This is a genomic window from Delftia tsuruhatensis (assembly GCF_903815225.1).
GTDB classification, from domain to species: domain Bacteria; phylum Pseudomonadota; class Gammaproteobacteria; order Burkholderiales; family Burkholderiaceae_C; genus Comamonas; species Comamonas tsuruhatensis_A.
On record NZ_LR813084.1, the window covers coordinates 5,976,395 to 5,999,452 of the forward strand.

Annotated in this window: 17 protein-coding genes and 6 pseudogenes; 12 read left to right on the forward strand and 11 right to left on the reverse strand. The window is 67.5% G+C overall.

The window, feature by feature from the left end:
* Window positions 1-58: 58 nt before the first annotated feature.
* The 5 genes from L1Z78_RS27230 to L1Z78_RS27250 form a co-directional block, all read right to left on the reverse strand.
* Window positions 59-577: a hypothetical protein gene (locus L1Z78_RS27230; protein WP_234639441.1), complete on the reverse strand. Its 519-nt coding sequence runs from the start codon at window positions 575-577 to the stop codon at window positions 59-61.
* Window positions 578-981: 404 nt separating this feature from the next.
* Window positions 982-2,265: a polyamine aminopropyltransferase gene (speE, locus tag L1Z78_RS27235; RefSeq protein WP_234639442.1), complete on the reverse strand. Its 1,284-nt coding sequence runs from the start codon at window positions 2,263-2,265 to the stop codon at window positions 982-984.
* A gap of 151 nt (window positions 2,266-2,416) precedes the next feature.
* A complete protein-coding gene (locus tag L1Z78_RS27240; protein ID WP_234639443.1) occupies window positions 2,417-3,094 on the reverse strand; it encodes a phosphoglycolate phosphatase in 678 nt (225 codons plus the stop codon).
* A 184-nt stretch (window positions 3,095-3,278) separates the two neighbouring features.
* A complete protein-coding gene (locus L1Z78_RS27245; protein ID WP_234639444.1) occupies window positions 3,279-4,163 on the reverse strand; it encodes an amino acid ABC transporter substrate-binding protein in 885 nt (294 codons plus the stop codon).
* Between the two features lie 157 nt (window positions 4,164-4,320).
* Window positions 4,321-5,235, reverse strand: a complete 915-nt coding sequence (locus L1Z78_RS27250) for a LysR substrate-binding domain-containing protein (protein WP_234639445.1) — start codon at window positions 5,233-5,235, stop codon at window positions 4,321-4,323.
* A 127-nt stretch (window positions 5,236-5,362) separates the two neighbouring features.
* On the opposite strand from L1Z78_RS27250, the gene L1Z78_RS27255 reads away from it, so the two are divergent.
* The 4 genes and pseudogenes from L1Z78_RS27255 to L1Z78_RS27270 all read left to right on the forward strand — a co-directional run bounded on the left by L1Z78_RS27255 (window position 5,363) and on the right by L1Z78_RS27270 (window position 8,977).
* Window positions 5,363-6,112: an SDR family NAD(P)-dependent oxidoreductase gene (locus L1Z78_RS27255; protein ID WP_234639446.1), complete on the forward strand. Its 750-nt coding sequence runs from the start codon at window positions 5,363-5,365 to the stop codon at window positions 6,110-6,112.
* 60 nt (window positions 6,113-6,172) lie between these two features.
* Window positions 6,173-7,159, forward strand: a complete 987-nt coding sequence (locus tag L1Z78_RS27260; protein WP_234639447.1) for a TRAP transporter substrate-binding protein — start codon at window positions 6,173-6,175, stop codon at window positions 7,157-7,159.
* Window positions 7,160-7,178: 19 nt separating this feature from the next.
* The gene (locus L1Z78_RS27265) at window positions 7,179-7,703 is read left to right on the forward strand and encodes a TRAP transporter small permease (RefSeq protein WP_234639448.1); all 525 of its coding nucleotides are present in this window, start codon (window positions 7,179-7,181) and stop codon (window positions 7,701-7,703) included.
* 15 nt (window positions 7,704-7,718) lie between these two features.
* Window positions 7,719-8,977: pseudogene (locus tag L1Z78_RS27270) on the forward strand (TRAP transporter large permease).
* 210 nt (window positions 8,978-9,187) lie between these two features.
* On the opposite strand, the gene L1Z78_RS27275 reads toward L1Z78_RS27270, so the two are convergent.
* On the reverse strand, window positions 9,188-9,862 hold the full coding sequence (locus L1Z78_RS27275; protein ID WP_234639449.1) for a winged helix-turn-helix domain-containing protein: 675 nt from the start codon (window positions 9,860-9,862) through the stop codon (window positions 9,188-9,190).
* 31 nt (window positions 9,863-9,893) lie between these two features.
* Window positions 9,894-11,282 (reverse strand): hypothetical protein, encoded by a 1,389-nt coding sequence (locus tag L1Z78_RS27280; RefSeq protein WP_234639450.1) that lies wholly within the window; start codon window positions 11,280-11,282, stop codon window positions 9,894-9,896.
* 519 nt (window positions 11,283-11,801) lie between these two features.
* Here L1Z78_RS27280 and L1Z78_RS27285 point away from each other — a divergent pair.
* The 3 genes from L1Z78_RS27285 (at window position 11,802) to L1Z78_RS27295 (ending at window position 13,335) form a co-directional block, all read left to right on the forward strand.
* The gene (locus tag L1Z78_RS27285) at window positions 11,802-12,110 is read left to right on the forward strand and encodes a porin (RefSeq protein ID WP_234642309.1); all 309 of its coding nucleotides are present in this window, start codon (window positions 11,802-11,804) and stop codon (window positions 12,108-12,110) included.
* Window positions 11,999-12,850, forward strand: a complete 852-nt coding sequence (locus tag L1Z78_RS27290; RefSeq protein WP_234642278.1) for a porin — start codon at window positions 11,999-12,001, stop codon at window positions 12,848-12,850. Before L1Z78_RS27285 ends, L1Z78_RS27290 begins: the two co-directional genes overlap by 112 nt.
* Window positions 12,851-12,972: 122 nt before the next feature.
* Window positions 12,973-13,335, forward strand: a complete 363-nt coding sequence (locus tag L1Z78_RS27295; protein ID WP_234639451.1) for a CzcE family metal-binding protein — start codon at window positions 12,973-12,975, stop codon at window positions 13,333-13,335.
* 81 nt (window positions 13,336-13,416) lie between these two features.
* On the opposite strand, the pseudogene rpe reads toward L1Z78_RS27295, so the two are convergent.
* Window positions 13,417-14,098, reverse strand: a pseudogene (gene rpe, locus L1Z78_RS27300) (ribulose-phosphate 3-epimerase).
* A gap of 116 nt (window positions 14,099-14,214) precedes the next feature.
* Here rpe and apaG point away from each other — a divergent pair.
* The 4 genes and pseudogenes from apaG (at window position 14,215) to L1Z78_RS27320 (ending at window position 19,219) form a co-directional block, all read left to right on the forward strand.
* Window positions 14,215-14,622, forward strand: coding sequence for a Co2+/Mg2+ efflux protein ApaG (apaG, locus tag L1Z78_RS27305; protein WP_234642279.1), 408 nt, complete (start codon window positions 14,215-14,217; stop codon window positions 14,620-14,622).
* A gap of 52 nt (window positions 14,623-14,674) precedes the next feature.
* Window positions 14,675-16,642, forward strand: coding sequence for a site-specific recombinase (locus L1Z78_RS27310; RefSeq protein WP_234639452.1), 1,968 nt, complete (start codon window positions 14,675-14,677; stop codon window positions 16,640-16,642).
* Window positions 16,643-16,840: 198 nt separating this feature from the next.
* Window positions 16,841-18,104 (forward strand): annotated as a pseudogene (locus L1Z78_RS27315) (cation:proton antiporter).
* Window positions 18,094-19,219: pseudogene (locus tag L1Z78_RS27320) on the forward strand (YbdK family carboxylate-amine ligase). The pseudogenes L1Z78_RS27315 and L1Z78_RS27320 overlap by 11 nt, the downstream one beginning before the upstream one ends.
* A gap of 27 nt (window positions 19,220-19,246) precedes the next feature.
* Here L1Z78_RS27320 and L1Z78_RS27325 read toward each other — a convergent pair.
* The 3 genes and pseudogenes from L1Z78_RS27325 to L1Z78_RS27335 all read right to left on the reverse strand — a co-directional run.
* Window positions 19,247-20,245, reverse strand: coding sequence for a Bug family tripartite tricarboxylate transporter substrate binding protein (locus tag L1Z78_RS27325; RefSeq protein ID WP_234639453.1), 999 nt, complete (start codon window positions 20,243-20,245; stop codon window positions 19,247-19,249).
* A 45-nt stretch (window positions 20,246-20,290) separates the two neighbouring features.
* Window positions 20,291-20,649, reverse strand: a pseudogene (locus L1Z78_RS27330) (hypothetical protein).
* A 160-nt stretch (window positions 20,650-20,809) separates the two neighbouring features.
* Window positions 20,810-21,961 (reverse strand): annotated as a pseudogene (locus L1Z78_RS27335) (acyclic terpene utilization AtuA family protein); the annotation flags it as partial.
* A gap of 149 nt (window positions 21,962-22,110) precedes the next feature.
* On the opposite strand from L1Z78_RS27335, the gene L1Z78_RS27340 reads away from it, so the two are divergent.
* Window positions 22,111-23,010: a LysR family transcriptional regulator gene (locus tag L1Z78_RS27340; RefSeq protein ID WP_234639454.1), complete on the forward strand. Its 900-nt coding sequence runs from the start codon at window positions 22,111-22,113 to the stop codon at window positions 23,008-23,010.
* The last annotated feature ends 48 nt before the right edge of the window (window positions 23,011-23,058 follow it).

The following is a 23,058-nucleotide window of genomic DNA, read 5'->3' on the forward strand; positions in this document are numbered from 1 at the left end:
ATCAAATTCGCCAGGGAAATGCGGAAATATGCAATCGGCCGGCTCCATCAATATCGACTCAAACTTCCTCCTGCCAGCCAGAAACATGGCGAACCAGTGCCCACTGTGCCAGCCACAGGGCGAAATAGCCGAAAGTCTCCACCAGCTCCTCGAGCACGATCACCTGAAAATCGAACCAGTGCTGAAGGAATATGAAACCATGTCCTTCCGCATTGGTTGAAATCACCATCGCCACGATGAAAAGCACCAGGCTGAATACCGGTATTGCACGCTCGCGCACCATGCGTTTGAAAACCCTGTTCCAGAGGTCATGGCGCACGAACCAATAGCAGCACAGCAGCAGCATGCCGCCGACCACCCACTTGACGGCGGGCCTGTACCACAGGACCTGGGAGCTGATCACCGGACCCCACTTGCCTGCACCGATGCTGGGCAGGAAGGCCGCTCCCCAGGCCAGCTCCCGCCCCAGGAAAGCCAGCCAGAACAGGGCCGCGATCCACCACAGCGGGGCCGCGATGGCCCCTTTCTGACTGCGTGCCGCGACCAGGGCGGCGCCCATGCCCAGCAGCAGGGTCACGGCCTGTATGTTCTCCAGCAGGCCATTTTCCCAGCCCACGCTCTGCGGCAATACAAAAGTCAGGGGAAAACTCAGCAGCAGCCCTGCCAATATCGCCAGATTCCACAGCCGCAGCCAGTAGTCATCATGGTCTCCGGAAGCGGGTATTCTTTTTATTTGATTCGAAGCAGGCATCTGATACAGGGCGACTGGCGCTTTCTCTGGCTATATGGTTCTTGCAAGCACTCAATATCCGGAAAAATCATATTCCGGAGTTTGAAAATGGAGGGCGGACGGGCCGTCCCACCGTTTTTCATTACATCAGACTTGCAGCCAGATTGCATCAGTGTGACAAATATGCCCTGCCAGGCGCGCTGCCGGCCCGCAGCCCGGCCACGCGATCGCAGCCAGGTGGACGCAGGGGTTCAGGCCCAGCGGATGGCGCGGACCTGCGGCGCGGCCCGTACCAGATCGCGGAAGTAGCCGGGCAGCGCGAACAGGGCCGGATGCACCTCGGCGTTGTAGTAGCGCAGGTCGGGCAGCCGGCGATCGGCCAGGCGCTGGCGCAACTGGGCAGGCGTCGGCGCCATGGCATCCAGCGTGTCCGAAGCCACGGCCAGGCCCCAGTAGGCGCCATACAGGGGAATGTAGAGGCCGTAGCAGCGCACGATGGCGAAGCGCTGGCGCAGGCTGGCCACCAGGCCGGCGACCTGGGCCCCGTGGAACACGGGACTGCCCAGATGCAGCACCAGGGCGCCGCCCGGCGCCAGCACGCGCTTCATGCGTGCCAGTGCAACATCGGAGTAGAGCGCGCTGGCGGGCGTGTCGGGATCGGTGAGGTCCATCAGCGCCAGGTCGAAGCGTTCCTCGGTGTGCTCGACCATGACCATGCCATCGCCTATGCGCAGCTGCAGGCGTGGATCGTCGAAGACCCCCCGGTGGACCTGCCGCAGATGGGTGCGGGCGGCCTGGACCACGGCCTCGTCCAGCTCGGCCACCACCACCTGCTCCATGGACGGGTGCTTGAGCAGCTCCTCGGCCGCGCCGCCATCGCCACCGCCCAGGATCAGCGCCTTGCGCGGTGCCGGGTGGGCCATGGCGGCCGGGTGCACCAGGGCCTCGTGGTAGAAGAATTCCTCGCCTTCCGAGGTCATGAAGCGGCCATCCAGGCGCAGCACCTTGCCGAACTGCGGCGTGTGCAGCAGCTCCATCTGCTGGTGGGGCGTGCTCAGTTGCTCGCGCCGCGTGGTGCGCCAGCCAAAGCGTGCATGCGGGGTGAGCGCCTCCAGGGCCCAGTCGCCCTGATCGGGCGCTGTATCCTGCCGGGCGCCGGGGCCGATGTCGCCGCGCATCAGCTGCTGGCGCACCACGCGGCCCGGCGCATAGGCGGCAATCACGCCCTCCATCAGCGCACGGGCCTTGCCCGAGTTGTCGGCGGAGAAATTGCAGACATAGACATCGACGGTGACGCAGCCGGTCTCGGGCCAGGTGTGTATGGCCAGGTGCGATTCGGCCAGCAGCACGGTGCCGGTGACGCCTCCGGGCTGGCCCTGGTAGTCCGGGAACTTGACCCATCGGTCCTCCACCAGGGTCAGGCCGGCCATTTCGGTCTGTGCGCGGCACAGGGCGGCGATGGCATCGGCATCGAGCATGTGGGGCCCGTTGCCCTGGCATTGGTAGAGATCGGCGGTCAGGTGCAGTCCATGCATGTCGCGTGCTTCCTCCTTGTCGGTGGCCGGATCGCGGCCAGGATGGCAAAGCGAACGACTCTAGCAAAAATGCAAATCGCACCTTCAAAGTGCGTTAAACACCATCAAAACACCGCCTTTTCCCAGCAAATAAAAACCGGTGCACCGACCGTCAGGCCAGTTCGGTCAGCGCATCGACAAAGCCGTCCGCATCGACCTCGCGCACCGGCTGGCCATGGTTGTAGCCGTAGCCGACCAGTACCACGGGGCAGCCCGCAGCGCGTGCGGCCTGGGCGTCGTTGCTGGAGTCGCCCACCATCAGCGTGCGTGCCGGCTGCGTGCCCAGGGCCTCGCAGGTCTTGAGCAAGGGCAGCGGATCGGGCTTCTTGCGTGCGAAGGAATCACCGCCGAAGACCTGCTCGAACAGCGGCGCCAGCCCCTTTTGCTCCAGCAGCGGCCGTGCGAAGGCCAGCGGCTTGTTGGTCAGGCAGGCCAGGCGCAGTCCCTGGGCACGCAGCGCCTGCAGGCCTTCGAGCACGCCGGGATAGACATCGGCGAACTGGCCGTTGAGCTGCAGGTAGTGGTGTTCGTAGCGCTGCCAGGCCTGGCCATAGACGGCATCCACGTCGGCCGCGCCCACATGGGCCAGCACCGAGCGGATCAGGTGCTCGGAGCCCTTGCCCACCATGTTCTCGATGGCCTGCGGGGCGATGGCCGGCAGTGCGAGATCGGCCAGCATGCGGTTGAGGGCTTCGGCGAAGTCACCCAGGGTGTTGACCATGGTGCCGTCGAGATCGACGATGGCGGCGTCCAGGTCTGCGTGGTTCAACGGAATAAGGTTTGCAATCATGGAATGGCGTGACGAAATTCGAGAGGAAGGGCGCTACCCGGGTCGCATGAAGCGTGGCGGATGGAGTGCGCAGTGCCGACATGCTGCCAGACCCGCCAGCGCTCGGAGCCAACGCGGGTACTTGAAAGTGCACGACATGCTCTCGCACCGCAGTGTCGCGCTGCAGATCCGAGCCCGTCCCGGCCTACAGAAGAATGTCCGCGGTGGGGTACTTCCAGAAGTCCCGCAGCAGGTAGCTGACCGGCATGTTCAGATTCATGGCGCCGGGCGGAATCGCCTGCAGGAACCACTTCTCGTAGATCGGGTGGATTTCGCGGCTGGTGATGATCCGCTTCATCTCTTCATCGACCAGTTTCTTGAACGCGGTATCGGCTTTTGGCAACATGATCGCCAGGGGTTCGGTGGTCAGGAACTTGCCCACCACCTTCAAGGCGCGAGGATGGGGCCGTGCGGCGGCCAGCCCGTTGAGAAGCACGTCATCCATCAGGAACGCATCGGCTTCGCCCTTCTCGACCATCTCCAGGGCCTTTGCGTGATCGGGCGCCTCCACAATGGTGATGCCCAGGAGCCGCTGCCTGTTGGCCTGCGTGGCCACGGCCATCGGGCTGGTGCCCTTGGTCGACACCAGCTTCTTTCCCTTGAGATCCTCCATCCCGTTCACGGTGCTTTCGGCCTTCACGAGCAGCCGGGCGCCGGTGATGAAATGGGGAACCGTGAACGCCACGGACTGGCGCCGCTGCGCGTTGTTCGTGGTCGAACCGCACTCCATGTCGGCCTTGCCCTGCTCGATCATGGCCATGCGATTGGCGGGCGTGACCATCACGAACTCCACCTTCATGTCCTTCTTGCCCGTCTGCCTGCGCACCGCGTCAGCCAGCCGCAGGCAAAGATCCAGCGCGTAACCGACGGGCTTGCCGCTGCGGGGGTCGATGTAGGAAAAGGGGATCGACGATTCCCGGTGTGCAATCACCAGCGTGCCACCGGCACTGACCTTCTCGAGCACACCGGCTGTCGATACGCTGCCCAGGGCCCACAGGCCCAACGCAATTCCCCACTGGCGCAAGATCATCTGAGTCCTCGGATCGGCAGAGCCGGGCAGCGCCCGGCGGTGTAGTGGCAGGTTATATACGCATTGTTACGAGATGCGCAAACCTGAATCACCCCAGTACCGAGAGGAGGGCCATGGGGCCAGGGCGTCAGACGGCAGATGGGGGTCGGCAGAAAGCTCAGTCCCTGCGCTGGCGGCGAGGCTGCTGCCGGGTGCGCGCCGCCTCGCCGTGCAGCCAGGCCAGAAAGGCCGCCACGGCAGGCTTGGCGGCGTTGCGCGGCGGGTAGACGGCGAAGTGCGCCTTGACGCGGACGGCCTTGTCCATGCCGAAGGGCGCGACCAGCTTGCCGTCGGCGATGTGGCCGCCCGCGTTCATGGCGCTTTCCAGGGCCACGCCCAGGCCCTGGGTGGCCGCGTCCAGCGACATCTGCGCCCGGTCGAAGCGCACGGCGTAGCGCTCGGGCGCGCGCAGCGTGCTGAAGGCGCCGAACCAGTCCGACCACTGGACGATGCTGACGTTGCTCTGGATCAGCGGCACCTCCAGCAGCTGCTCGATGCGCCGCAGGCCGTGCTCCCGCACGAATGAGGGGCTGGCCAGCGGCACGATACGCTCCTCGAACAGCGGCTGCACCTCCAGCTCGGGCCATTGGGGTATGCCGTAGCGGATATCGACGTCGGCCTGGCCCAGCGCGAAGTCGCTGTGCGAATGGGCAGCGGACAGGTTCAGCGAGATGTCCGGGCAGGCCCTGGCAAAGGCGCGCAGGCGGGGCATGAGCCACAGGCTGGCGATGCTGGGTGCGCTGTGCACGTACAGGCTGTTGCCCACGCTGTGGCGCAGGTCCTCGGTGGCCGAGACGATGGCCGACAGCGCGCCCGACACACGCTCCAGGTACGCCTGTCCCGGGCGGCTCAGGCGCACGCCGTGCGCGCTGCGCTCGAACAGGCGCACACCCAGCTGCGCCTCCAGCCTGGCCACCTGGTGGCTGACGGCCGAGGCGGTCAGGTGCAGTTCGGCGGCGGCCAGCGCGAAGCTGCGCCGACGCGCCACGGCCTCGAACGCCAGCAGGTTGGCACTGGGCGGGATGGATGCCATGGCATGACTCCGGGTGACCCCGTACATGGGCTGATGATCCGTCATCTTAGGCTGATGAAACATCGTTTGTCTTCATGCTCGCGCCCCCCCAAGATGCCAGCACACCCAACGGTACGGAGACAAGGACATGCTGCTCAAGGACAAGGTCGCCATCATCACCGGCGGCGCAGGCCCCAACGGACTCGGCTTTGCCACTGCGCGCCAGATGGCGTCGCAGGGCGCGCGCGTGGCCATACTCGACCTGGAACGCGCCGATCCGGCCGCTGCGGCGGCGCGCCTGGGCGAGGGGCACCTGGGGCTGGTGGCGGACGTGACGGACAAGGCCGCGTGCGAGGCCGCTGCGGCGGCTGTGCTGCGCGCCTTCGGCCGCATCGATGCGCTGGTCAACAACGCGGGCATCACCCAGCCTGTCAAGACGCTGGAGATCAGCGGCGCCGACTACGACCGCATCCTGGACGTGAGCCTGCGCGGCACGCTGTACATGTCGCAGGCGGCGCTGCCGGCCATGCGCGCGCAGCGCGCGGGCGCCATCGTCTGCATTTCCTCGGTGTCGGCGCAGCGCGGCGGCGGCATCTTCGGCGGGCCGCACTACTCGGCCGCCAAGGCCGGCGTGCTGGGCCTGGCGCGCGCCATGGCGCGCGAGTTCGGCGCCGAGGGCATCCGCATCAACTGCGTGACGCCGGGCCTGATCGAGACCGATATCACGCAGGGCAAGCTCGACGCCGCGCGCAAGCACGACATCGCGCAGACCATTCCGCTGGCGCGCCTGGGCCGGGCCGACGACGTGGCCGGCGCCTGTGTGTTCCTGGCCAGCGACCTGGCCGCCTACTGCACGGGCATCACGCTCGATGTCAACGGCGGGATGCTCATCCACTGAGTCCGGCACCGCCCGCCTGGCCATGGCGTGCATGGCCGCACAACACAAGGAGACAAGACCATGCAACGCAAGACCTTTCATCGCGCGGCCCTGGCTGCCTGCGCCCTGCTGCTGCCGGCCCTGGCCGCTGCCCAGGCCGTCAAGCTGACGCTGGGCCACGGCGCCGCGCCCGACAACCCGCGCCATCTGGCCGCGCTGAGGTTCGCCGAACTGGTCAAGGCCGGCAGCGCGGGCCGTATCGAGGTGCAGGTCGCCCCCTCGGCACAGCTGGGCGACGACGCGGCCATGGTCACGGCGTTGCGCACGGGAGCGCTGGACCTGTCGGCCAACTCCCAGGGCGCGGTGGCGGCCGCCGTTCCCGAATATGCGGCCTACGGCATGCCCTTCCTGTTCGCCACCCCGGCCCAGGCCTTCCAGTTGCTGGACGGCCCGCTGGGCCGCGAGCTGGCCGACCGCTCGGCCGCCAAGGGCATGGTGGTGCTGGGCTACTGGGACAACGGCATACGCCACATGAGCAACAGCCGACGGCCGATCCGCAGCGTGGAGGACCTCAAGGGCCTGAAGATGCGCACGCCGCCCGATGCGGTGCTGGTGGACATCATGCAGGCCCTGGGCGCCGAGGCCCAGCAGATCAAGTTCGCCGAGCTGTACGTGGCCCTTCAGCAGGGCGTGGTCGATGGCCAGGAGAACCCGTTGGCCAACTTCCACGCCAGCAAGCTCTACGAGGTGCAAAAGCACCTGACGCTGACCGGCCACATGTTCCAGATGACGCCCCTGATCATGGCCAGGCGCAGCTGGGAGCGGCTGCAGCCGGCCGACCGCCAGGTACTCACCGAGGCCGCCCGGCAGGCCACGGCCTACCAGCGCCAGCTGTCACGCGACGCCGAAGACCGGCTGCTGCAGGACATCAAGGCCAAGGGCGTGGAAGTCCACGCCATCGACGCCAGGGCCTTCGCCCAGGCGACGGCCAAGGTGCAGGACAAATGGCTGGCCGGCCCCTCCGGCGCCTACCTCGCCAAGGTCGTCAAGGCCGCGGGCGGGCAGTGACGCACCACGGGAGTCCTTCATGAACATCGTCGAACGCCTGGTCACCGGCCTGTGCCGCGCCGTACTGTGGGCCAGCACGCTGGTGATCTTCCTGATCCTGGTGTGCAACACCGCATTGCGCTATGCCGCAGGCGCCAGCCTGCAATGGGCCAACGAAGTGCCCGAACTGCTGTTTCCCTGGCTGGTCATGTCGGGCGTGGTGCTGGCCGCCGCCCATGGCGCCCACATCACCACCACCTTCCTGGTCGAGAAGCTGCCGGCGCGCGCCCGCCGCGCGGCCGCCGTGCTGGGCTGGCTGGCCGTGGCGGGCCTGTATGCCACGCTGGCCTGGTCCACGCTGGGCATGCTGGAGATCGTGCATGACGAGCGCAGCCAGATCCTGGGCATTCCCGGCTCGGTCACCTACGCCTGCGTGATGGCGGGCATGGCCATGCTGAGCCTGCTGGCGCTGCAGTCGGCCTGGCGCGCCTGGGGGGCCACGGCGCCGTGCAACGCCGCACAGCAGGCCGGAACGGGCAGCCCCGTGCCCAGCCCGCACTGGTGAGACAGGGAGATCGCAATGTCTTTCGTCATGCTCCTCGTCTTCATGGCCGGCGCCGTGATCGCCATGCCCATCGCCCATGCGCTGCTCATGGGCGCCATGGCGGCGGCCGCCACCTCGGACCGCGTACCGCTGGACCTGCTGGTGCAGCAGATGGTGGCCCAGGTCCAGAGCTTTCCGCTGATCGCCATTCCGTTCTTCATGCTCACGGGCTCGCTGATGATGGGCGGGCGGCTGGGGAGGCGCTGGTGGGCGTGCTTTCGGCGCTGATCGGGCGCTTTCACGGCGGGCCGGCCCAGGTGGGGGTGATGTCGTCCACGCTGTTCGGCGGCGTCTCGGGCTCGGCTGTGGCCGATGCCTCGGCCATCGGCTCGCTGATGATCCCCTGGCACCGGCGCCTGGGCTATCCGCCCGCGTTCTCGGCCGCGACGCTGGCGGCGGCGGCCACCATCGACATCCTGATCCCGCCGTCCATTCCCATGATCCTGTTCGCGCTCAGCGCCAATGCGTCCATCGCGGCGCTGTTCGTGGCGGGCATCCTGCCAGGGCTGGCGATGTGCGCGGGCTTCATGGGCGTGTGCTGGTGGGTGGGCCGGCGGCGCGGCTTCCCGCGCGACACCACGCCCTTCGAATGGCATGCGTTCCGGCGCCACCTGCTGCATGCCGGCCCCGCGCTGCTGCTGCCGGTGCTGATCATCGTCTTGCTGCGCTTGGGCATCGCCACGCCCACCGAAGTGGCCGTGCTGTCCACGTTGTACGCGGGACTGGTATCGGTGCTGGTCTACCGCGACCTGGGCTGGCGCCGGCTCAACGATGCCGTCATCCACGCGGGCCTGGCCACGGGCGTGGTGCTGCTGGTGATCATGGCCTCCTCGGCCATCGGCTGGCTGCTGACCTTCGACCAGATGCCCAGCGGCATCGTGCAGTGGGTGCAGTCGCATGTGCATTCCGCCTGGATGGTGATCGCGCTGATGAACCTGCTGATGCTCTTCGTCGGCATGTTCATCGACCTGCCGGCCGCCGTGCTGCTGCTCACGCCGGTCTTCGTGCCGCTGGCCCGGAGCATCGGCATGGACATGACCCAGCTCGGAATCATGATGGTCGTCAACCTCGCCCTGGGCCTGTACACGCCGCCCGTGGGCACCACGCTGTTCATCACCAGCTCGCTGGCCCGGGTCAAGGTGGGCCAGACGGTGCGCGAACTGATTCCCTTCTACCTGGTGGCGCTGGCCGTGCTGGCGCTGGTGTCCTATGTGCCGGCCAGCATCCTGCGCTGAGCCGGTACCGCCAGGCCCCATACCGTCCGACCAGGGAAACAGCGCTTGAATGGGACACCGCTGCAGCGCCCGGATAGGCGTTCGGTCCGCACATGCCGCTTACGGCGCCCTGCCCACTCCGCACGAGCGCTACGGCATCCGCCGGCAGGCACTGGCGGCACGCATACCCCCCGGCTGGGATGGGCACACGAGGACAAGAGCGGGCGGGATTCAGCGCAGCTCCAGCACGTAGCCGAGGCCGCGCACCGTGTGCAGCAGCTTGGTGGAGAAGGGGTCGTCCAGCTTGCTCCTGAGTCTGCGGACCGCCACGTCGACCACATTGGTGGGCTTGTCGAAGGGCACCTGCCATATCTGCTCGACCAGGTCGGCGCGTGGCACCACGTCGCCCTGGCGCTGCAGCATCACCATCAGCAGCATGAACTCCTGCCGCGTCAGATCCAGCCGCAGGCCGGCGCGCTCGGCGCGCGTCCTCGACAGGTCCAGCACCAGATCCCCGAGGGTCAGCCTGGGGCCGCCTGCACCTGGCGGCCTTGTGCTGCGCATGCGCAGGCCCGCCCGGGCCAGGAACTCGGGCAGCCTCACGGGCTTGACCAGATAGTCGTCGGCCCCGTTCTTCAGGCAGAACACCTGGTCCTCCAGGCTGTGGCTGCGGGTGACGACCATCACGGGCGTGCCGACCTGCTCGCGCAGGCTGGCCAGCAGGGCGCGACCACCCATCCCGGCAATCTCGAACTCCAGCACCACCAGGCAGTATTCCTGGCGCAGGACCAGGCCGAGTGCATCCCGGCCGTTGCAGGCCACATCCACGTTGAACCCGCTGCGCGACAGGCCCTGGCGCAGGTACTCGGCCGATGGGGCATGGTCATCCACGATCAGGACCCTCATGTTCGCTCCTCGGCGCAGCCTGCAGATGCAATCAGCCCAGGACCTGCTGCAGGATGCTGCGCTGCCTTTTGGCCCATTTGGTCCCGACGCGCATGGCCTCGCGCTCATGGGAAGAGGCGGACGCGAAGAACACGCCCTCCTGCAGCTGCAGGCGCTGGAACAGGCGACGCATCTGCAGGGCCCGCACACGCAGGGAGCCCTCCAGGACCACGGACTCCTGGCGCTCCACCGAGAACATGGAGGCCGCCATCTCCAGGCACTCGCGTGCATGCTCCGACACGGCCGGCACGGCGCGCGGCTCGCACAGGCGCGCCTTGGCCACGAAGGGATTGCGCCCCACCACCATGCCCCAGGGGCGCATCGCCGCGGAAGGATTCACGGACAGCGCCTCGAGCTTGGTGAGGCCGAAGGCGCGCGCCAGCCGCAGGCGCATCGCCAGCAGTGGCGCCGCATGCTGCACCTCGTCAATGGCGGCCCAGGCCTCCTCGTCGCTGCCGGCTACCGGCAATATCAGCGAGCCCAGCAGCAGATTGGCCAGCGTATCGCCCTTGCCCGCCGCCGCGTGCAGCAACCCGACGCCCTGCTCCATGGCCTCGATCTGGGTCGCATCCCTGAGCACCAGCGCCCCGAGCCGGCGCTCGGCCTCCGCCAGTCCGTAACGGGCGGCCTTTTCAAGGCAAAAGCGCGCCAGCGTGGGATTCGCGACCGAGCTGCGATAGTCGGAACAGATGCGGAACAGGTGCAGCCATGCGATGGCGATGCCACCGTCCGCGGCCCTCAGCAGCAGGGCCGCGGCCTTGCGCAGGTTCTGCGAGCCCACGAGCCGCTCCGGCGCCAGATGCGCGCAGGGCAACCCCGCCAGCGCACGCCCCAGCACATGGCAGGCATGGAGGTCGCCGCCGCCGGCACAGTGCTCCAGCGCGGCCTCTATCCTGCCGACCTGCAGCCGTCCCAGGCCATGGCCATGCGATTCCGCCTCGCGCACGACATCGACGATCAGCTGGTGCAGGGCCATGCCGGGAACGGTATGTTGCAGATCCGCCAGGGTCTCCAGCATGAGCACCGCTTTCAGCGACTGGCCGGCCTCCATGGCGGCACGCGCCTCATGCGCAACCACCCCGCAGATGTCCGCCGGCATGACCACGCGCAGGGCCAGCAAGGCCTGCAGCAGGCTGCTGGGAGCCTCCCCGTCGCAACCGCAGGCCAGCTCACGGGCCAGCGGGCTGCTGCAGCGCCCCAGCCATTCCCGCCCTTGCCGCAAGTCGCCCCGTGCAAGCTGCAATGCGGCCAGCTTCAGGCGCCCCGCGTCCTCGTGCTGGGCAGCGATTTCCAGAGGCTCCAGCAGGCCATGCTCGAGCAGTTCGGGCAGGCTCAGATGCATGGCGATGCAGACCGACGCCTGCCGCCTGGCCTGGGACATGGCGGCCTTCAGATAGCCGACTCCCGTGGGTACGTTTCTGGGAATTCCCGCCGTGCCGGTCAGATAGGCCTCACCCAGTTGCAACCTGGCTTCGGCATCCCCTGCTTGGCGAGCATCCGCAGCCTGACATCTTCGCGCCGCATGTCCCTCTCCTCCTGCTGGATCTTCGAACCTGTTCATTCACGGCGTTAACCCCGATGACGATCAGGCCCGCTTTTTTATTTGAATGAAATAGCGCAAATACTATCCACCACGCCGTATCAATGAACCGTCTGAAAGATGACGTTTCAGACATTTTCAAGAAAGATTAGTGCAATAAAAAAAGAGATTCTCCGACAACGGAGGGACGATGTTGTCGCAAGGGCACGAATAACACCGGGAAACAATCACATTGGCTTGCCAGCCCTACCCTGTTATTTATCAAACCCGGTCCATGGACTGTGCGAATTCTAGTATTCGATGCGATGTCCACAGATGGCATCTCATCCAATGAATCCATTTCCCAGCCAAGGACTGAGCATGAAAATCCACCACATACTGGCCGCGGCCACCCTGCCGATCATTTCCATCGGCGCCAGCGCCCAATCCAGCGTCACCCTATTTGGCATTCTCGACACCAATATCCGCTATGTGAACAACAGCGACCTGCCCAGCAACATCACCATGGACAACGGGGCCTGTCCTCCGGCCGCCTGGGCTTCAGGGGCATCGAGGATCTGGGCGGCGGGCTCAAGGCGGGATTCTGGCTGGAGTCGGATGTCTACGCCGACACAGGCGCGACCCATGCAAGCGGCAAGTTCTTCCAGCGCCGCTCCACGGTCAGCCTGATGGGCGGCTTCGGCGAAATCCGCCTCGGCCGCGACTTCACGCCCGCCGCGCAGAATCCCGTCAAGTTCGACCCGTTCAACGTGATCGGCCTGGCCAATTCCAACCGCATCAGCCGCCTGCCCGGCGCCATGACGAACTACTACCGCAGCGACAACGCCATCCAGTACTTCACTCCCAAGTGGAATGGCCTGCAGGCAGAGGTGATGTATGCGCTGGACGAGAATCCCAAGAGCAGCGTTGGACGCCACGTTGCAGGCCGCGTGAGCTATGACAACGGCCCGATCAGCCTGGCCATGAACATCGGCCGCACGGACATCGCCGCAGGGGGCGTGAAGCTCAAGCAGTATGGTGTGGGCGCTTCCTACGATTTCGGTGTTGCCAAGCTGATGGGCTATTTCCAGCGTGAAGATCTTCCATACGGCACCTACGGCTCCAGCACGCTGGGCGCCGAGGACCGCTGGCAGATCGGTCTGACCGTTCCCGTCGGCAACAACTACATCCGCGCCTCCTATGTGCGCACCGACTCGCGCAAGGGCCCCGCCGCCTTCAACGGCAGCGACGCCAACCGCTATGCGATCGGCTACGTGCACAACCTGTCCCGCCGCACGGCGCTGTATGGAACGGTTGCCCGCATCACCAACAAGGGCGGCGCGAACTTCAGCCTGGCAGGCGGCACACCGGGACTGGCCGCCGGCGGCAGCTCCACGGGCACCGAATTCGGCATTCGCCACGCCTTCTAAGCCAGGGCCCTCAGACCTGCCCGAGAAACATGACGAAATTGTCAGTCAATTGCCCGTAAATACGGCATATCGGATGGGTAGAGTGGCTGCCATGGATCAGAAAAGATCCATGGCATTTTCATATGGGATTGCCAACCATTGAATCAGGAGACCACCATGAAGAAATTTTTTTTTCCGTGGGCGCCGCAGCCATCCTCATGACCGGCTTTGCAGCCCATGCCGATCAATTCCCCACCGGCAAGTCCTATTACGGCTCGCCCGCGCCGGCAGGAAATTACCGGACCATCGACCTTTCCCGCAAGGAGCCCATCAACATCACATGCGGTGAAACCGTCAATTTCAGCAGCCAGGGCAAGGTATTCGCCTGGAAGGCAAGTTCCATCCAGCACAACAATGTGCCCGTGTCACGTTTTGCGCCTGCGGGCTTCGACGCGCAGGGCCGCTCGATCTTCATCAGCCCCAGCGAATTCGAGCAAGGCGGCTGACCGCGCCCGCGCCGGTTTTCGCGTTGCTGAAACAAGCAAAGGCCCGCAGTGCGGGCCTTTGTCCGTTCATGGTGCCGGCGCTCAGGCGGCCAGGGCGCCGCGCATGGCGCCGATCACGGCCTTGTAGTCAGGCTTGCCGAAGATGGCGCTGCCAGCGACGAAGGTGTCGGCACCGGCATCGGCCACACGGCGGATGTTGGTTTCCTTGATGCCACCATCCACTTCGAGGCGAATGTCGCGGCCGCTGGCCTCGATGCGCTTGCGTGCCTGCTCGATCTTGCGCAGCGTGCTGTCGATGAAACTCTGGCCGCCGAAGCCGGGATTGACGCTCATCAGCAAGATGAGGTCGATGTCGTCGATCACCCAGTCCAGCACCTCCAGCGATGCGGCGGGATTGAACACCAGCCCGGGCCTGGCGCCCTGCGCACGGATGTTCTGGATGCTGCGGTGCACGTGGGTGGAGGCGTCGGGGTGGAAGCTGATGTAGTCGGCCCCGGCCTTGGCGAAAGCCGTGGCCAGCTCGTCCACGGGGAGACCATCAGGTGCACGTCGACGGGAACGGGCTGGCCGTCCGGCGTCTTCGCATGGGGCTTCAGGGCCTCGCAGATCATGGGACCGAACGTGAGGTTGGGCACGTAGTGGTTGTCCATCACGTCGAAATGGATCCAGTCGGCGCCGGAGGCGATCACGTTCCGGACCTCATCGCCCAGGCGGGCGAAGTCGGCGGACAGGATGGAGGGGCGATGCGGTAGGTGGGGCTCATGGCCCGCAATTGTCGCAGCTAGCCCATGCCGGTGCATGGAGGCACCCAAAACCATGGGCGGCAAAGCGTGGGGGCGTTTGCGGATCACACGGATGCGGGCAGTTAATATCGCGCCCATGCCCATGAACGAGTTCCAGGTCCAGGTCCGCCCGGCCTTCTTGCCAGAGCAATCCGCTCCAGCCGCGGGCGTGTACGCCTTTTCCTACACGATCACGGTGACCAATACCGGCGATGTGCCGGGGCAATTGATCGCGCGCCACTGGATCATCACCAACGAGCTGGGCCATGTCGAGGAAGTCAAGGGCCTGGGCGTGATCGGCCGCCAGCCGCTGCTGCAACCCGGCGAGTCCTTCGAGTACACCAGCGGCTGCCAGCTGCGCACGCCCAATGGCAGCATGCAGGGCAGCTACCTGTGCATCAGCCACGAAGGCGAGGTCTTCGAATGCAGCATTCCGCGGTTCCAGCTGAAATCGGGCGCCGATGGCGACAGCTTTCCGGACCCTGACAGCCGCGTGCTGCACTGAGCGCCGCCGCCGTGCGGCACGCTAGCCTTGCGCCCTGCCGCCCCACCCATCCATGAAGCGAATCACCCAAGACCTGCCCGGCCTGCTGGCCGCACTTGACCCCGAGGCCGACCTCGCCCACCGCCACCTGTGGCTGATCCACCTGCTCGAATGGGTGCGTGCACCCAAGCCGTCGGTGGATGGCGCCGTGCAACGCGTGCAGCTGCTGGTGGAGGCCGTGGAGGCCGATCCTGCGGTGCGCCAGCGCCTGCATTCCTGGTGGCTGCGCTTCATCGACACGGTGGACATCACCGCATTGCTGGCCGATTTCGGCTTCGCGCCGCGCACCAACATGTTCAGCGAGCTGTCCGAGCGCGCGCGCTACAAGCTGCTGCCCAGCACGCCCGAGACAGTGGACGCCTCCGAGCTGTTCATGCTGGCCATGCCGGACGAATTCGACGCACGCTGGCTGCATGCGCTGGAGGCGCCGCTGCTGGAACGCATCGCCGTGCTGCTGACTGACGGCAGCGAGGGCCAGGGCAGCAGCTTCTGGCAGAACAGCCTGCTGGGCGCCATCACCTATTGCACGGGCCAGATCCTGTCCACGGGCTTCTCGCCCGAGCTGCGCCTGCGCATGGACGAGCAGGCCCGTGACGACCAGCCTTTCCATGCGCTGATCCACGATACGGAAAGCCTGCGCGTGGAGGTGATGCATGCGCTGCGCACGAACGACCGGCGCGACGCGGCCGAGGCCCGGCTGCGCGAGCGGCTGGACGCCTGCCGCGCTGCCGTGACCTCGGTCTACGCGCATTTCGAGTCCGAAGGCATCTCGGTGGGTCTGGTGTTCCGCCTGCGCCAGTTGCGTGCGCGCATCCTGCGCGTGCGGCGGCTGCTCGACTGCCTGCTCGCCGACAACCGCGCCACCGAGACCGCGGACCTGCTGGCCAACCTGGTCTCGGTGGGCATAGAGCGGCGCAGCCTGCGCGCGCTGCTGTCCACCAACACCTCGCTGCTGGCCGCCAAGGTCGCCGAGCGCAGCGCCGAGACCGGCGAACACTACATCACGCGCACCGGCAAGGAATACCTGTCCATGGTCACCAAGGCCGCTGGCGGCGGCTTCGTGATGGCCTTCACCACATTGATGAAGTTCGCGCTGTATGCGCTGGGGCTGTCGGCGTTCTGGGGTGGCCTGGCTGCGGGCATCAACTACTCGATCAGCTTCGTGCTGATCCAGCTGCTGCACTTCACGGTGGCGACCAAGCAGCCCGCCATGACGGCACCGGCCATGGCCGCCAAGCTCAAGGACCTGCGCGCCAGCGAGGCCATCGAGGAGTTCGTGGACGAGGTGGCCCATCTGGTGCGCTCCCAGGTGGCGGCGGTGCTGGGCAACGTGCTGGTGGTATGCCCCATGGTGCTGCTGCTGTCGCTGGGCTATGCCCAACTGTTCGGCCATACGCCCATCGATGCCCCGCATTCGATCGCCGTGCTCGACTCGCTGAGCCTGCTGGGTCCGTCGCCGCTGTTCGCCGCCTTCACGGGCGTGCTGCTGTTCGCCAGCAGCCTGATCGCGGGCTGGGCCGAGAACTGGTTCGTGCTGCGCCGCCTGGACTCGGTGATCCGCTACAACCCCGGCATCACGCGCTGGCTGGGAGCCCGACGCGCCGACCGCTGGGCGCATTTCTGGCGCAAGAACATCTCGGGCTTCGCCGCCAATGTCTCGCTGGGCATGATGCTGGGCCTGGTGCCGGCCTTCGCGGCCTTCTTCGGCCTGGGCCTGGAGGTAAGGCACGTCACGCTGTCGGCAGGCCAGATCGGCGCGGCCAGCGCGGCCCTGGGCTGGGAGGTCCTGCACTCCAACGTCTTCTGGTGGGCGGTTGCCCTACTGCCGGTCAATGGCGCGCTGAACGTCACTGTCAGCTTTTATCTGGCATTCCGCGTCGCGCTGAGGGCACACAATGTGAGCGGAGTCGACCGCTCGCGCATCTATTCGGCCATCCGCCGCCGCCTGCGCACAGCGCCGTTGAGTTTCTTCCGCCCCTGAGCCTGCGGGATCTCGGGACACACGCGGAACCCACGTGCTGGCACGCCCGCCCGGCCCCAGGCCCGGCAGGCGCGCCAGTGGATCGCCATCGAAGTGTCCGCGCGTGCCCGCACGCGGGACGCGGCCTCGCCCGTGCCGCAGGGAATGCCTTGCGGAGCTTCGCTTGCGAGCCGCCGGCTCGCGTTGAAGGACATGCGTATGAATGACATGCTGAGCTTCTGGGAGCCCTGGCTGAGGCCGTCCGCGGGACTTGCCACGGTGCAGTGGTCCCTGCTGCTGGCCGTGGCCACCATGGTCGGCTATGCCTGCCAGCGCCATGCCGCCTTGCCCAAGGTGGTCGGATATTCGCTGGTCGGCGGGATTGCCGGATTGATCGGCTTCGGCGCCAACACGGCCTGGCCGTTGCAGGGCACGGGGCTGTTCCTGCTGGAGCTGGGCGTGGCCATCATCCTGTTCGAATGCGGCGGCCGCATCACGCGCTGCGCTGGTTCCGGCACAACCCCATGGTGCTGGTACAAAGCGTCGCGGAGTCCGCACTGACCTACTTGCTGGTGTCGCTGGTGCTGGGCTGGCTGGGGTGCCCGCCGAGGTCGCGGGACCGCTGGCCCTGGTGGCCATGGCGGCCTCGCCCCTGGTGCTGACGCGCGTGGTGGCCGACATGCGCGCCGCCGGCGCCGTCACCGACCGCGGCCTGGTGCTGGCCACGCTGTCCACGCTGTATGCACTGGCCCTGGGCAGTGCCAAGGCCGGCATGCTGACACGGCCCACGGCCGGCCTGCTGGCCTCCATCACGCCCGTGCTCGTGGTACTGGGCGTCTCGGTGGCCGTGGCCCTGGTGCTGGCGCTGCTGATGCGCCTGGCGCTGCGCTTCATGAGCCCGGCCAGCGAGAACACCTCCATCCTCATCCTCACGCTGATTTCGGCCAGCGTGCCGGTGACCTCGTACCTGGGCGGCTCCGCGCCGCTGGCGGCGCTGCTGGGCGGCATCCTGCTCAAGCAGTTCAATCCACGCCCCTGGGCATGGCCGCGCCAGCTGGGCACGGCGGCCTCGCTGCTGACCATGCTGATGTTCGTGCTGGTCTCCACCGTGGCCGCGCAGGCCGACTGGAGTGCACCCGTGGCCGGCGTGGTGGGGGCCGTGATCCTGGCACGCCTGATCGCCAAGACCCTGGGCGTGGCCGTGGGCAACGTGGGCACGGGCGCCAACTGGCGCCAGGCCTTCTGGGTAGGTTGCGCCATGGCGCCCATGTCCTCGGTGGCGCTGCTGATCGCCTCGCAGTTCGTGGCCGCGGCGCCCGAGCTGGGCGCGCAGATCGCGGGCGTGGCCCTGCCCACCATCCTGGTGATGGAGGTGCTGGGTGCCGCCCTGGCCACCGTGGCCATCTACCGCTCGGGCGAAAGCTCCCGTCCCTGGAAGCCGCTGAGCCGATCGAATACCGCAGGAGATGAACGTGAGTCTTGAAGCCTTCAACTCGTCCGAACCGCTGACCCTGGGCGTGGAGCTGGAGCTGCAGCTGGTCAACACCCACGACTACGATCTGGCCCCCCTATGCCGAGGACATGCTGCGCCTCATGCTCAAGAATCCGCTGCCCGGCAGCGTGGTGCCCGAGATGACGAACAGCATGATCGAGATCTCGACCAGCGTCTGCCACTCGGCCTCCGAGGTGCTGGGCCAGCTCAGCCAGATCCGCGATGCCCTGGTGCGCAGCGCCGACAAGCTCAACATCGCCGTGGTCGGCGGTGGCACCCATCCATTCCAGCAATGGCATGAGCGGCGCATCTACGACAAGCCGCGCTTCCAGGAGCTGTCCCAGCTGTACGGCTACCTGTCCAAGCAGTTCACCATCTTCGGCCAGCACGTGCACATCGGCTGTCCCGACGCCGACGCGGCACTGCTGATGCTGCACCGCATGTCGCGCTACATCCCGCACTTCATCGCGCTGTCGGCTTCCAGCCCCTATGTGCAGGGCCAGGACACGGCCTTCGACTCGGCGCGGCTGAACTCCGTGTTCGCATTCCCTCTGTCGGGCCGTGCGCCCTGCGTGCTGCACTGGAACGAATTCGGGCAGTACTTCGAGAAGATGACACGCACGGGCGTGGTCAAGAGCATGAAGGACTTCTACTGGGACATCCGCCCCAAGCCCGAGTTCGGCACCATCGAGATCCGGGTGTTCGACACCCCGCTGACCATAGAGCGGGCGGCTGCCCTGTCCGGCTATGTGCAGGCGCTGGCGGCCTGGTTCCTGGACACCCAGCCGTTCACCCCCGTCGAAGACGACTATCTGGTCTACACCTACAACCGCTTCCAGGCCTGCCGCTTCGGCCTGGAGGCTGTGTATGTGGACCCGGCCTCAGGCGAGCACATGCCGCTGGCCGACCACATTCTCAAGACCATGGATGCCGTCGCCGACTATGCGGCCCGCCATGGCGCGGCACCCGCCCTGCACCTGCTGCGCAGCGACGTGGCCGCCGGCAGCAACGATGCGCGCTGGCTGCGCGAGCGCCAGCGCGAGGAGCAGTTGCTGGCCGAGGTCTCGCGCCAGGCCGCGCTGCGCTTTCGCGGCACGGCCGTCTGAGGCGCCCGGCCGCTGCGCGCGGCCTCCTCACTCGGGCTGTATGCCGGCGGCCTTGATGACCTGGCCCCATTTCCGGGTCTCTTCGGCCTGGAAGGCGGCCAGCTCCTGGGGCGTGGCGGTCCAGCCTTCGGAGCCGGACATGTCGAAGAAGGACTTGGCGCCCGCGCTGTGCACGGCGTCGGACAGCAGGCGGTTGAGCCTGGCCACCACGGCCTCGGGCGGCGTGCCTGCAGGCGCGTAGGCCGCGAACCAGTAGCCCATGTCGTAGCCCTTGACGCCGGCCTCCTCCAACGTGGGCACCTCGGGCAGCTGCGGGCTGCGCTTGGTGGTCGAATAGCCCAGGGCACGCAGCTTGCCCGACTTGACCTGGGGCACGCCGGTCGAGGTGTCGGTGATCATCAGGTCGATCTGGCCGCCCAGCAGGTCGGTGATGGCCAACGGATTGCTCTTGTAGGGCACGTGCATCAGGTCCACGCCCGCCAGCTGCTTGAGCATCTCGCCGGCCACACGGCTGGACGAGCTGCCGCTGCCGAAGGACAGCTTGCCCGGCTGCTTCTTCGCTGCGGCCAGCAGCTCGCCCACACTCTTGTACGGTGCGTCGGCACGCACCACCAGCACCTGGCCGCCCTTGCCCAGGCCGGCCACGGGCGCGAAGTCCTTGACCGCGTCATAGGGCAGCTTCTTGTACAGGTGCTGGTTGGCCGCATGCGTGGTGTTGGTGGTGATCAGCACCGTGTAGCCATCCGGTGCCGAACGCGCCACCTGCTGGGCGGCGATCATGCCGCTGGCGCCGCCCTTGTTCTCGACCACCACGGCCTGCCTGGTCGCCGTGGTCACGGCCTGGCCCAGCGCCCGTGCGAGCTGGTCGGTGGCGCTGCCGGCGGCGAACGGCACGACGAAGGTGATGGGCTTGGCCGGAAAGTCCTGCGCCAGGGCCGGCACGGCGGCCGCAGCGAGCGAGCAGGCGGCCAGTGCCAGCAGGTGGCGGCGCAGGAGGTTGCGGGAAAACGTGCGGGGAAGGGTCATGTCTGTCTCCTGTGTTGTGGTGAATGTTTCTTGCAATGGCCCGGTCTACTCGGGCGCCAGATGCGCCAGCAGATCGGCCGGCACCTCGACCGGCATCTGCAGCAGCCAGTACGACAGCGCCTTGCCGTGGCTGTCGAGGTTGAGCGCGTCGTTGACGCCGCCGTCCAGCACTGCGTCCAGCACCCAGTTCATGGCCTGCAGGCGCTCCAGCACGAAGCGCTGCACGCGCGCCGGGCGCCGCGCCGCGAAATGCGCGGCCACGCGCTGCTCGGTGACCTGTTCCACCAGTACCGGCCAGCAGGCGGCGTTCCAGGCGATCGGCTGATGTTGGAGCGATTGCCCTTGTCGCCCGTGCGGCCGTGGGCCAGGCGGTAAAGCGGCACCGTGCGCACGGTGCGGTCCATCGTCGAGGAATTCATGCTGCGTCCTCCTGCGCCCAGTTCCAGCCCGTGGCGACACGGTCCTGCGGCAGCAGGCAGGACACCGTGCCCAGCCGCGCGCGCGCAGCGCCGTGCGCACGCCGCCGCCACCGGCCGGCCCGCAGGTGTACAGGGCGTTGACCTCGCGCGGCAGGCGCTGGGCCTGGGCCTGCGTCGGACGCAGCCAGGCCGCGCGCAGGCGCACGTCCTGCGGCGGCGCGGCGGCTGCGGGCCGGGCGTCGCGCCAGCGGCCCGCATCGTCGCCCAGCACGCTGGCCACGCCGATCCAGTCCAGGCGCAGGTCGCCCGCCGCTTCGCCGCCCAGGCGCTCGCGCAGCACCTCGCCGGCCAGCCGGGCGCGCTCCAGCGCGCGCGGGCCGGCATAGGAAATCTCGCCCTCGGCCAGCCAGCCCGAGGCATGGCAGACATTGACCTTGTAGCAGCCGTTGTGCGCATGGCCGCGCACGCCGCTCAGGCGCACGGCATCGGGCCCCACCCGGTGCACCTCGGCCTCGGTCAGGTCGGCCACCACGTCGGGCGTCAGGTAGGCGGCCGGGTCGTGCACCTCGTACAGCAGTTGCTCCTTGACGGTGCGCTCGCTGACCAGGCCACCCGTGCCCTCGGGCTTGGTGATGGTGCAGTCGCCCGAGTTCTCGATGATGGCGATCGGGTAGCCCAGCCGTGCCAGGCCTGGCACGTCCTTGAAGCCCGGGTCGGCAAAGTAGCCGCCCGTGACCTGGGCGCCGCATTCCAGCAGGTGGCCGGCCATGGTGGCGCGCGCCAGGCGGTCCCAGTCATCCCATGCCCAGCCAAAGTGGGCCATGGCCGGACCGAGGGTCAGCGAGGGGTCGGACACGCGGCCGGCCACCACGATCTCGGCACCGGCCTGCAGGGCCTCGGCAATCGCCCGCGCGCCGATGTAGGCATTGGCGCTGACCAGCGACTCCTCGGGAAATCCTGGTCCAGCGCGGCCCGCAGCGCCTCGCGGTGCGCCGGGCCGCTCACGTCGTCACCCTGCACCACGGCGATGCGCGGCGCGCGCAGGCCCAGGCGTCGCGCCATGCGCTGTATGCAGCGCCGCGCCCTGCGGGTTGGCGGCGCCGAAATTGCTGACGATGCGTATGCCGTGCGCCAGGCAGTCGGCCAGCACGGGCTCCAGCAGGTCTTCGAGCAGGGGCTCGTAGCCGGCATCGGGCTGCTCGCGCCGCGCGAGCTGGGCCAGGGCCAGCGTGCGCTCGGCCAGGGTCTCGAAGATCAGGCAGGCGGGCTGGCCGCTGGCCGCCAGCGCGCGCACCACGGGCGCGGCAGCATCGGTGCGGTCGCCCGAGAAGCCGGCCGCGCAGCCGACCCACAGCGGGGTTTTTCCAGGTTGTCCATGCAGGCCAATGTAGGCAGCCCCTGCTAATCTGTGAAATCGATTGTTCGAATCGACTTATCCAAAACCCGATGAATATCTCCTCCCGCCAGCTCGATGCCTTCATCGCCCTGGCCCAGCTCTGCAGCTTCACGCTGGCCGCGCAGCGCTGCCATCTGTCGCAGCCGGCCTTCAGCGCCCTGATCAAGGGTCTGGAGGACAGCGTGGGCGTGCGCCTGTTCGACCGCAGCACGCGCCATGTGGCGCTCACGCAGGAAGGCTCGCAATTCCTCGAGGCCGCGCAGCGCATCCGCGCCGACCTGGGCGATGCCGTGCAGGGCCTGCGCGAGGCGGCGGCCCTGCAGCGCGGGCGCGTGTCCATCGCCCTGCTGCCCTCGCTGGCGGCCGCGTGGCTGCCGCCCGTGCTGGCGCTGTTCCATGCGCGCCATCCGGCCATCCACCTGCAGGTATCGGACCTGCTGTCCGAATCCTGCATCGCCCAGGTGGCCTCGGGCCAGGCCGACCTGGCGCTGGCCGCCATCCGCGCCGACACCGAGGAACTGCAGGCCGAATGGTTCTGCGCAGACCAGCTCCACCTGGTCTGCCGCACCGACCATGCGCTGGCAGCCCTGCCCGCGCCGCGCATGGCCGACCTGCGGGACCAGCCCTTCATCCAGCTCGCGCGCCACAGCAGCGTGCGCCAGTACCTGGAATCGCAGGAGCAGGCGCCGCCGTTCAACACCTTGCTGGAGGTGGAGCACCTGGCCACCGTGATGGGCATGGTGCGCGCGGGCCTGGGCATCAGCGTGGTGCCGGCCCTGGCGCTGTTCCACTTCGTTCAGCCCGGCCTGGTGACGCGCCCGCTGGCCGATGCCGACCGCCAGCGTGACCTGTACCTGGTGCGCAGGCGCCAGCGCAGCCTGTCGCCGGCCGCCCAGGCCTTCCATGCGCTGGCGCTGGAGCACCGGCCCGGCGCGGGCGAGGCCGCATGAACAGCACAGCACACACCTCGCAGCACAATAGCCCGATCGCCAACCGCC

Excerpts from the sequence above, each read along its gene's own strand:
- L1Z78_RS27245 (WP_234639444.1), bottom strand. The coding sequence starts at position 4,163 with ATGATCTTGCGCCAGTGGGGAATTGCGTTGGGCCTGTGGGCCCTGGGC.
- L1Z78_RS27280 (WP_234639450.1), bottom strand. The coding sequence starts at position 11,282 with ATGTCCCAGGCCAGGCGGCAGGCGTCGGTCTGCATCGCCATGCATCTG.
- L1Z78_RS27265 (WP_234639448.1), top strand. The coding sequence starts at position 7,179 with ATGAACATCGTCGAACGCCTGGTCACCGGCCTGTGCCGCGCCGTACTG.
- L1Z78_RS27240 (WP_234639443.1), bottom strand. The coding sequence starts at position 3,094 with ATGATTGCAAACCTTATTCCGTTGAACCACGCAGACCTGGACGCCGCC.
- apaG (WP_234642279.1), top strand. The coding sequence starts at position 14,215 with ATGCCCATGAACGAGTTCCAGGTCCAGGTCCGCCCGGCCTTCTTGCCA.
- L1Z78_RS27340 (WP_234639454.1), top strand. The coding sequence starts at position 22,111 with ATGAATATCTCCTCCCGCCAGCTCGATGCCTTCATCGCCCTGGCCCAG.
- L1Z78_RS27285 (WP_234642309.1), top strand. The coding sequence starts at position 11,802 with ATGAAAATCCACCACATACTGGCCGCGGCCACCCTGCCGATCATTTCC.
- L1Z78_RS27260 (WP_234639447.1), top strand. The coding sequence starts at position 6,173 with ATGCAACGCAAGACCTTTCATCGCGCGGCCCTGGCTGCCTGCGCCCTG.
- L1Z78_RS27250 (WP_234639445.1), bottom strand. The coding sequence starts at position 5,235 with ATGGCATCCATCCCGCCCAGTGCCAACCTGCTGGCGTTCGAGGCCGTG.
- L1Z78_RS27255 (WP_234639446.1), top strand. The coding sequence starts at position 5,363 with ATGCTGCTCAAGGACAAGGTCGCCATCATCACCGGCGGCGCAGGCCCC.
- L1Z78_RS27310 (WP_234639452.1), top strand. The coding sequence starts at position 14,675 with ATGAAGCGAATCACCCAAGACCTGCCCGGCCTGCTGGCCGCACTTGAC.
- L1Z78_RS27275 (WP_234639449.1), bottom strand. The coding sequence starts at position 9,862 with ATGAGGGTCCTGATCGTGGATGACCATGCCCCATCGGCCGAGTACCTG.
- L1Z78_RS27295 (WP_234639451.1), top strand. The coding sequence starts at position 12,973 with ATGGGATTGCCAACCATTGAATCAGGAGACCACCATGAAGAAATTTTT.
- L1Z78_RS27325 (WP_234639453.1), bottom strand. The coding sequence starts at position 20,245 with ATGACCCTTCCCCGCACGTTTTCCCGCAACCTCCTGCGCCGCCACCTG.
- speE (WP_234639442.1), bottom strand. The coding sequence starts at position 2,265 with ATGCATGGACTGCACCTGACCGCCGATCTCTACCAATGCCAGGGCAAC.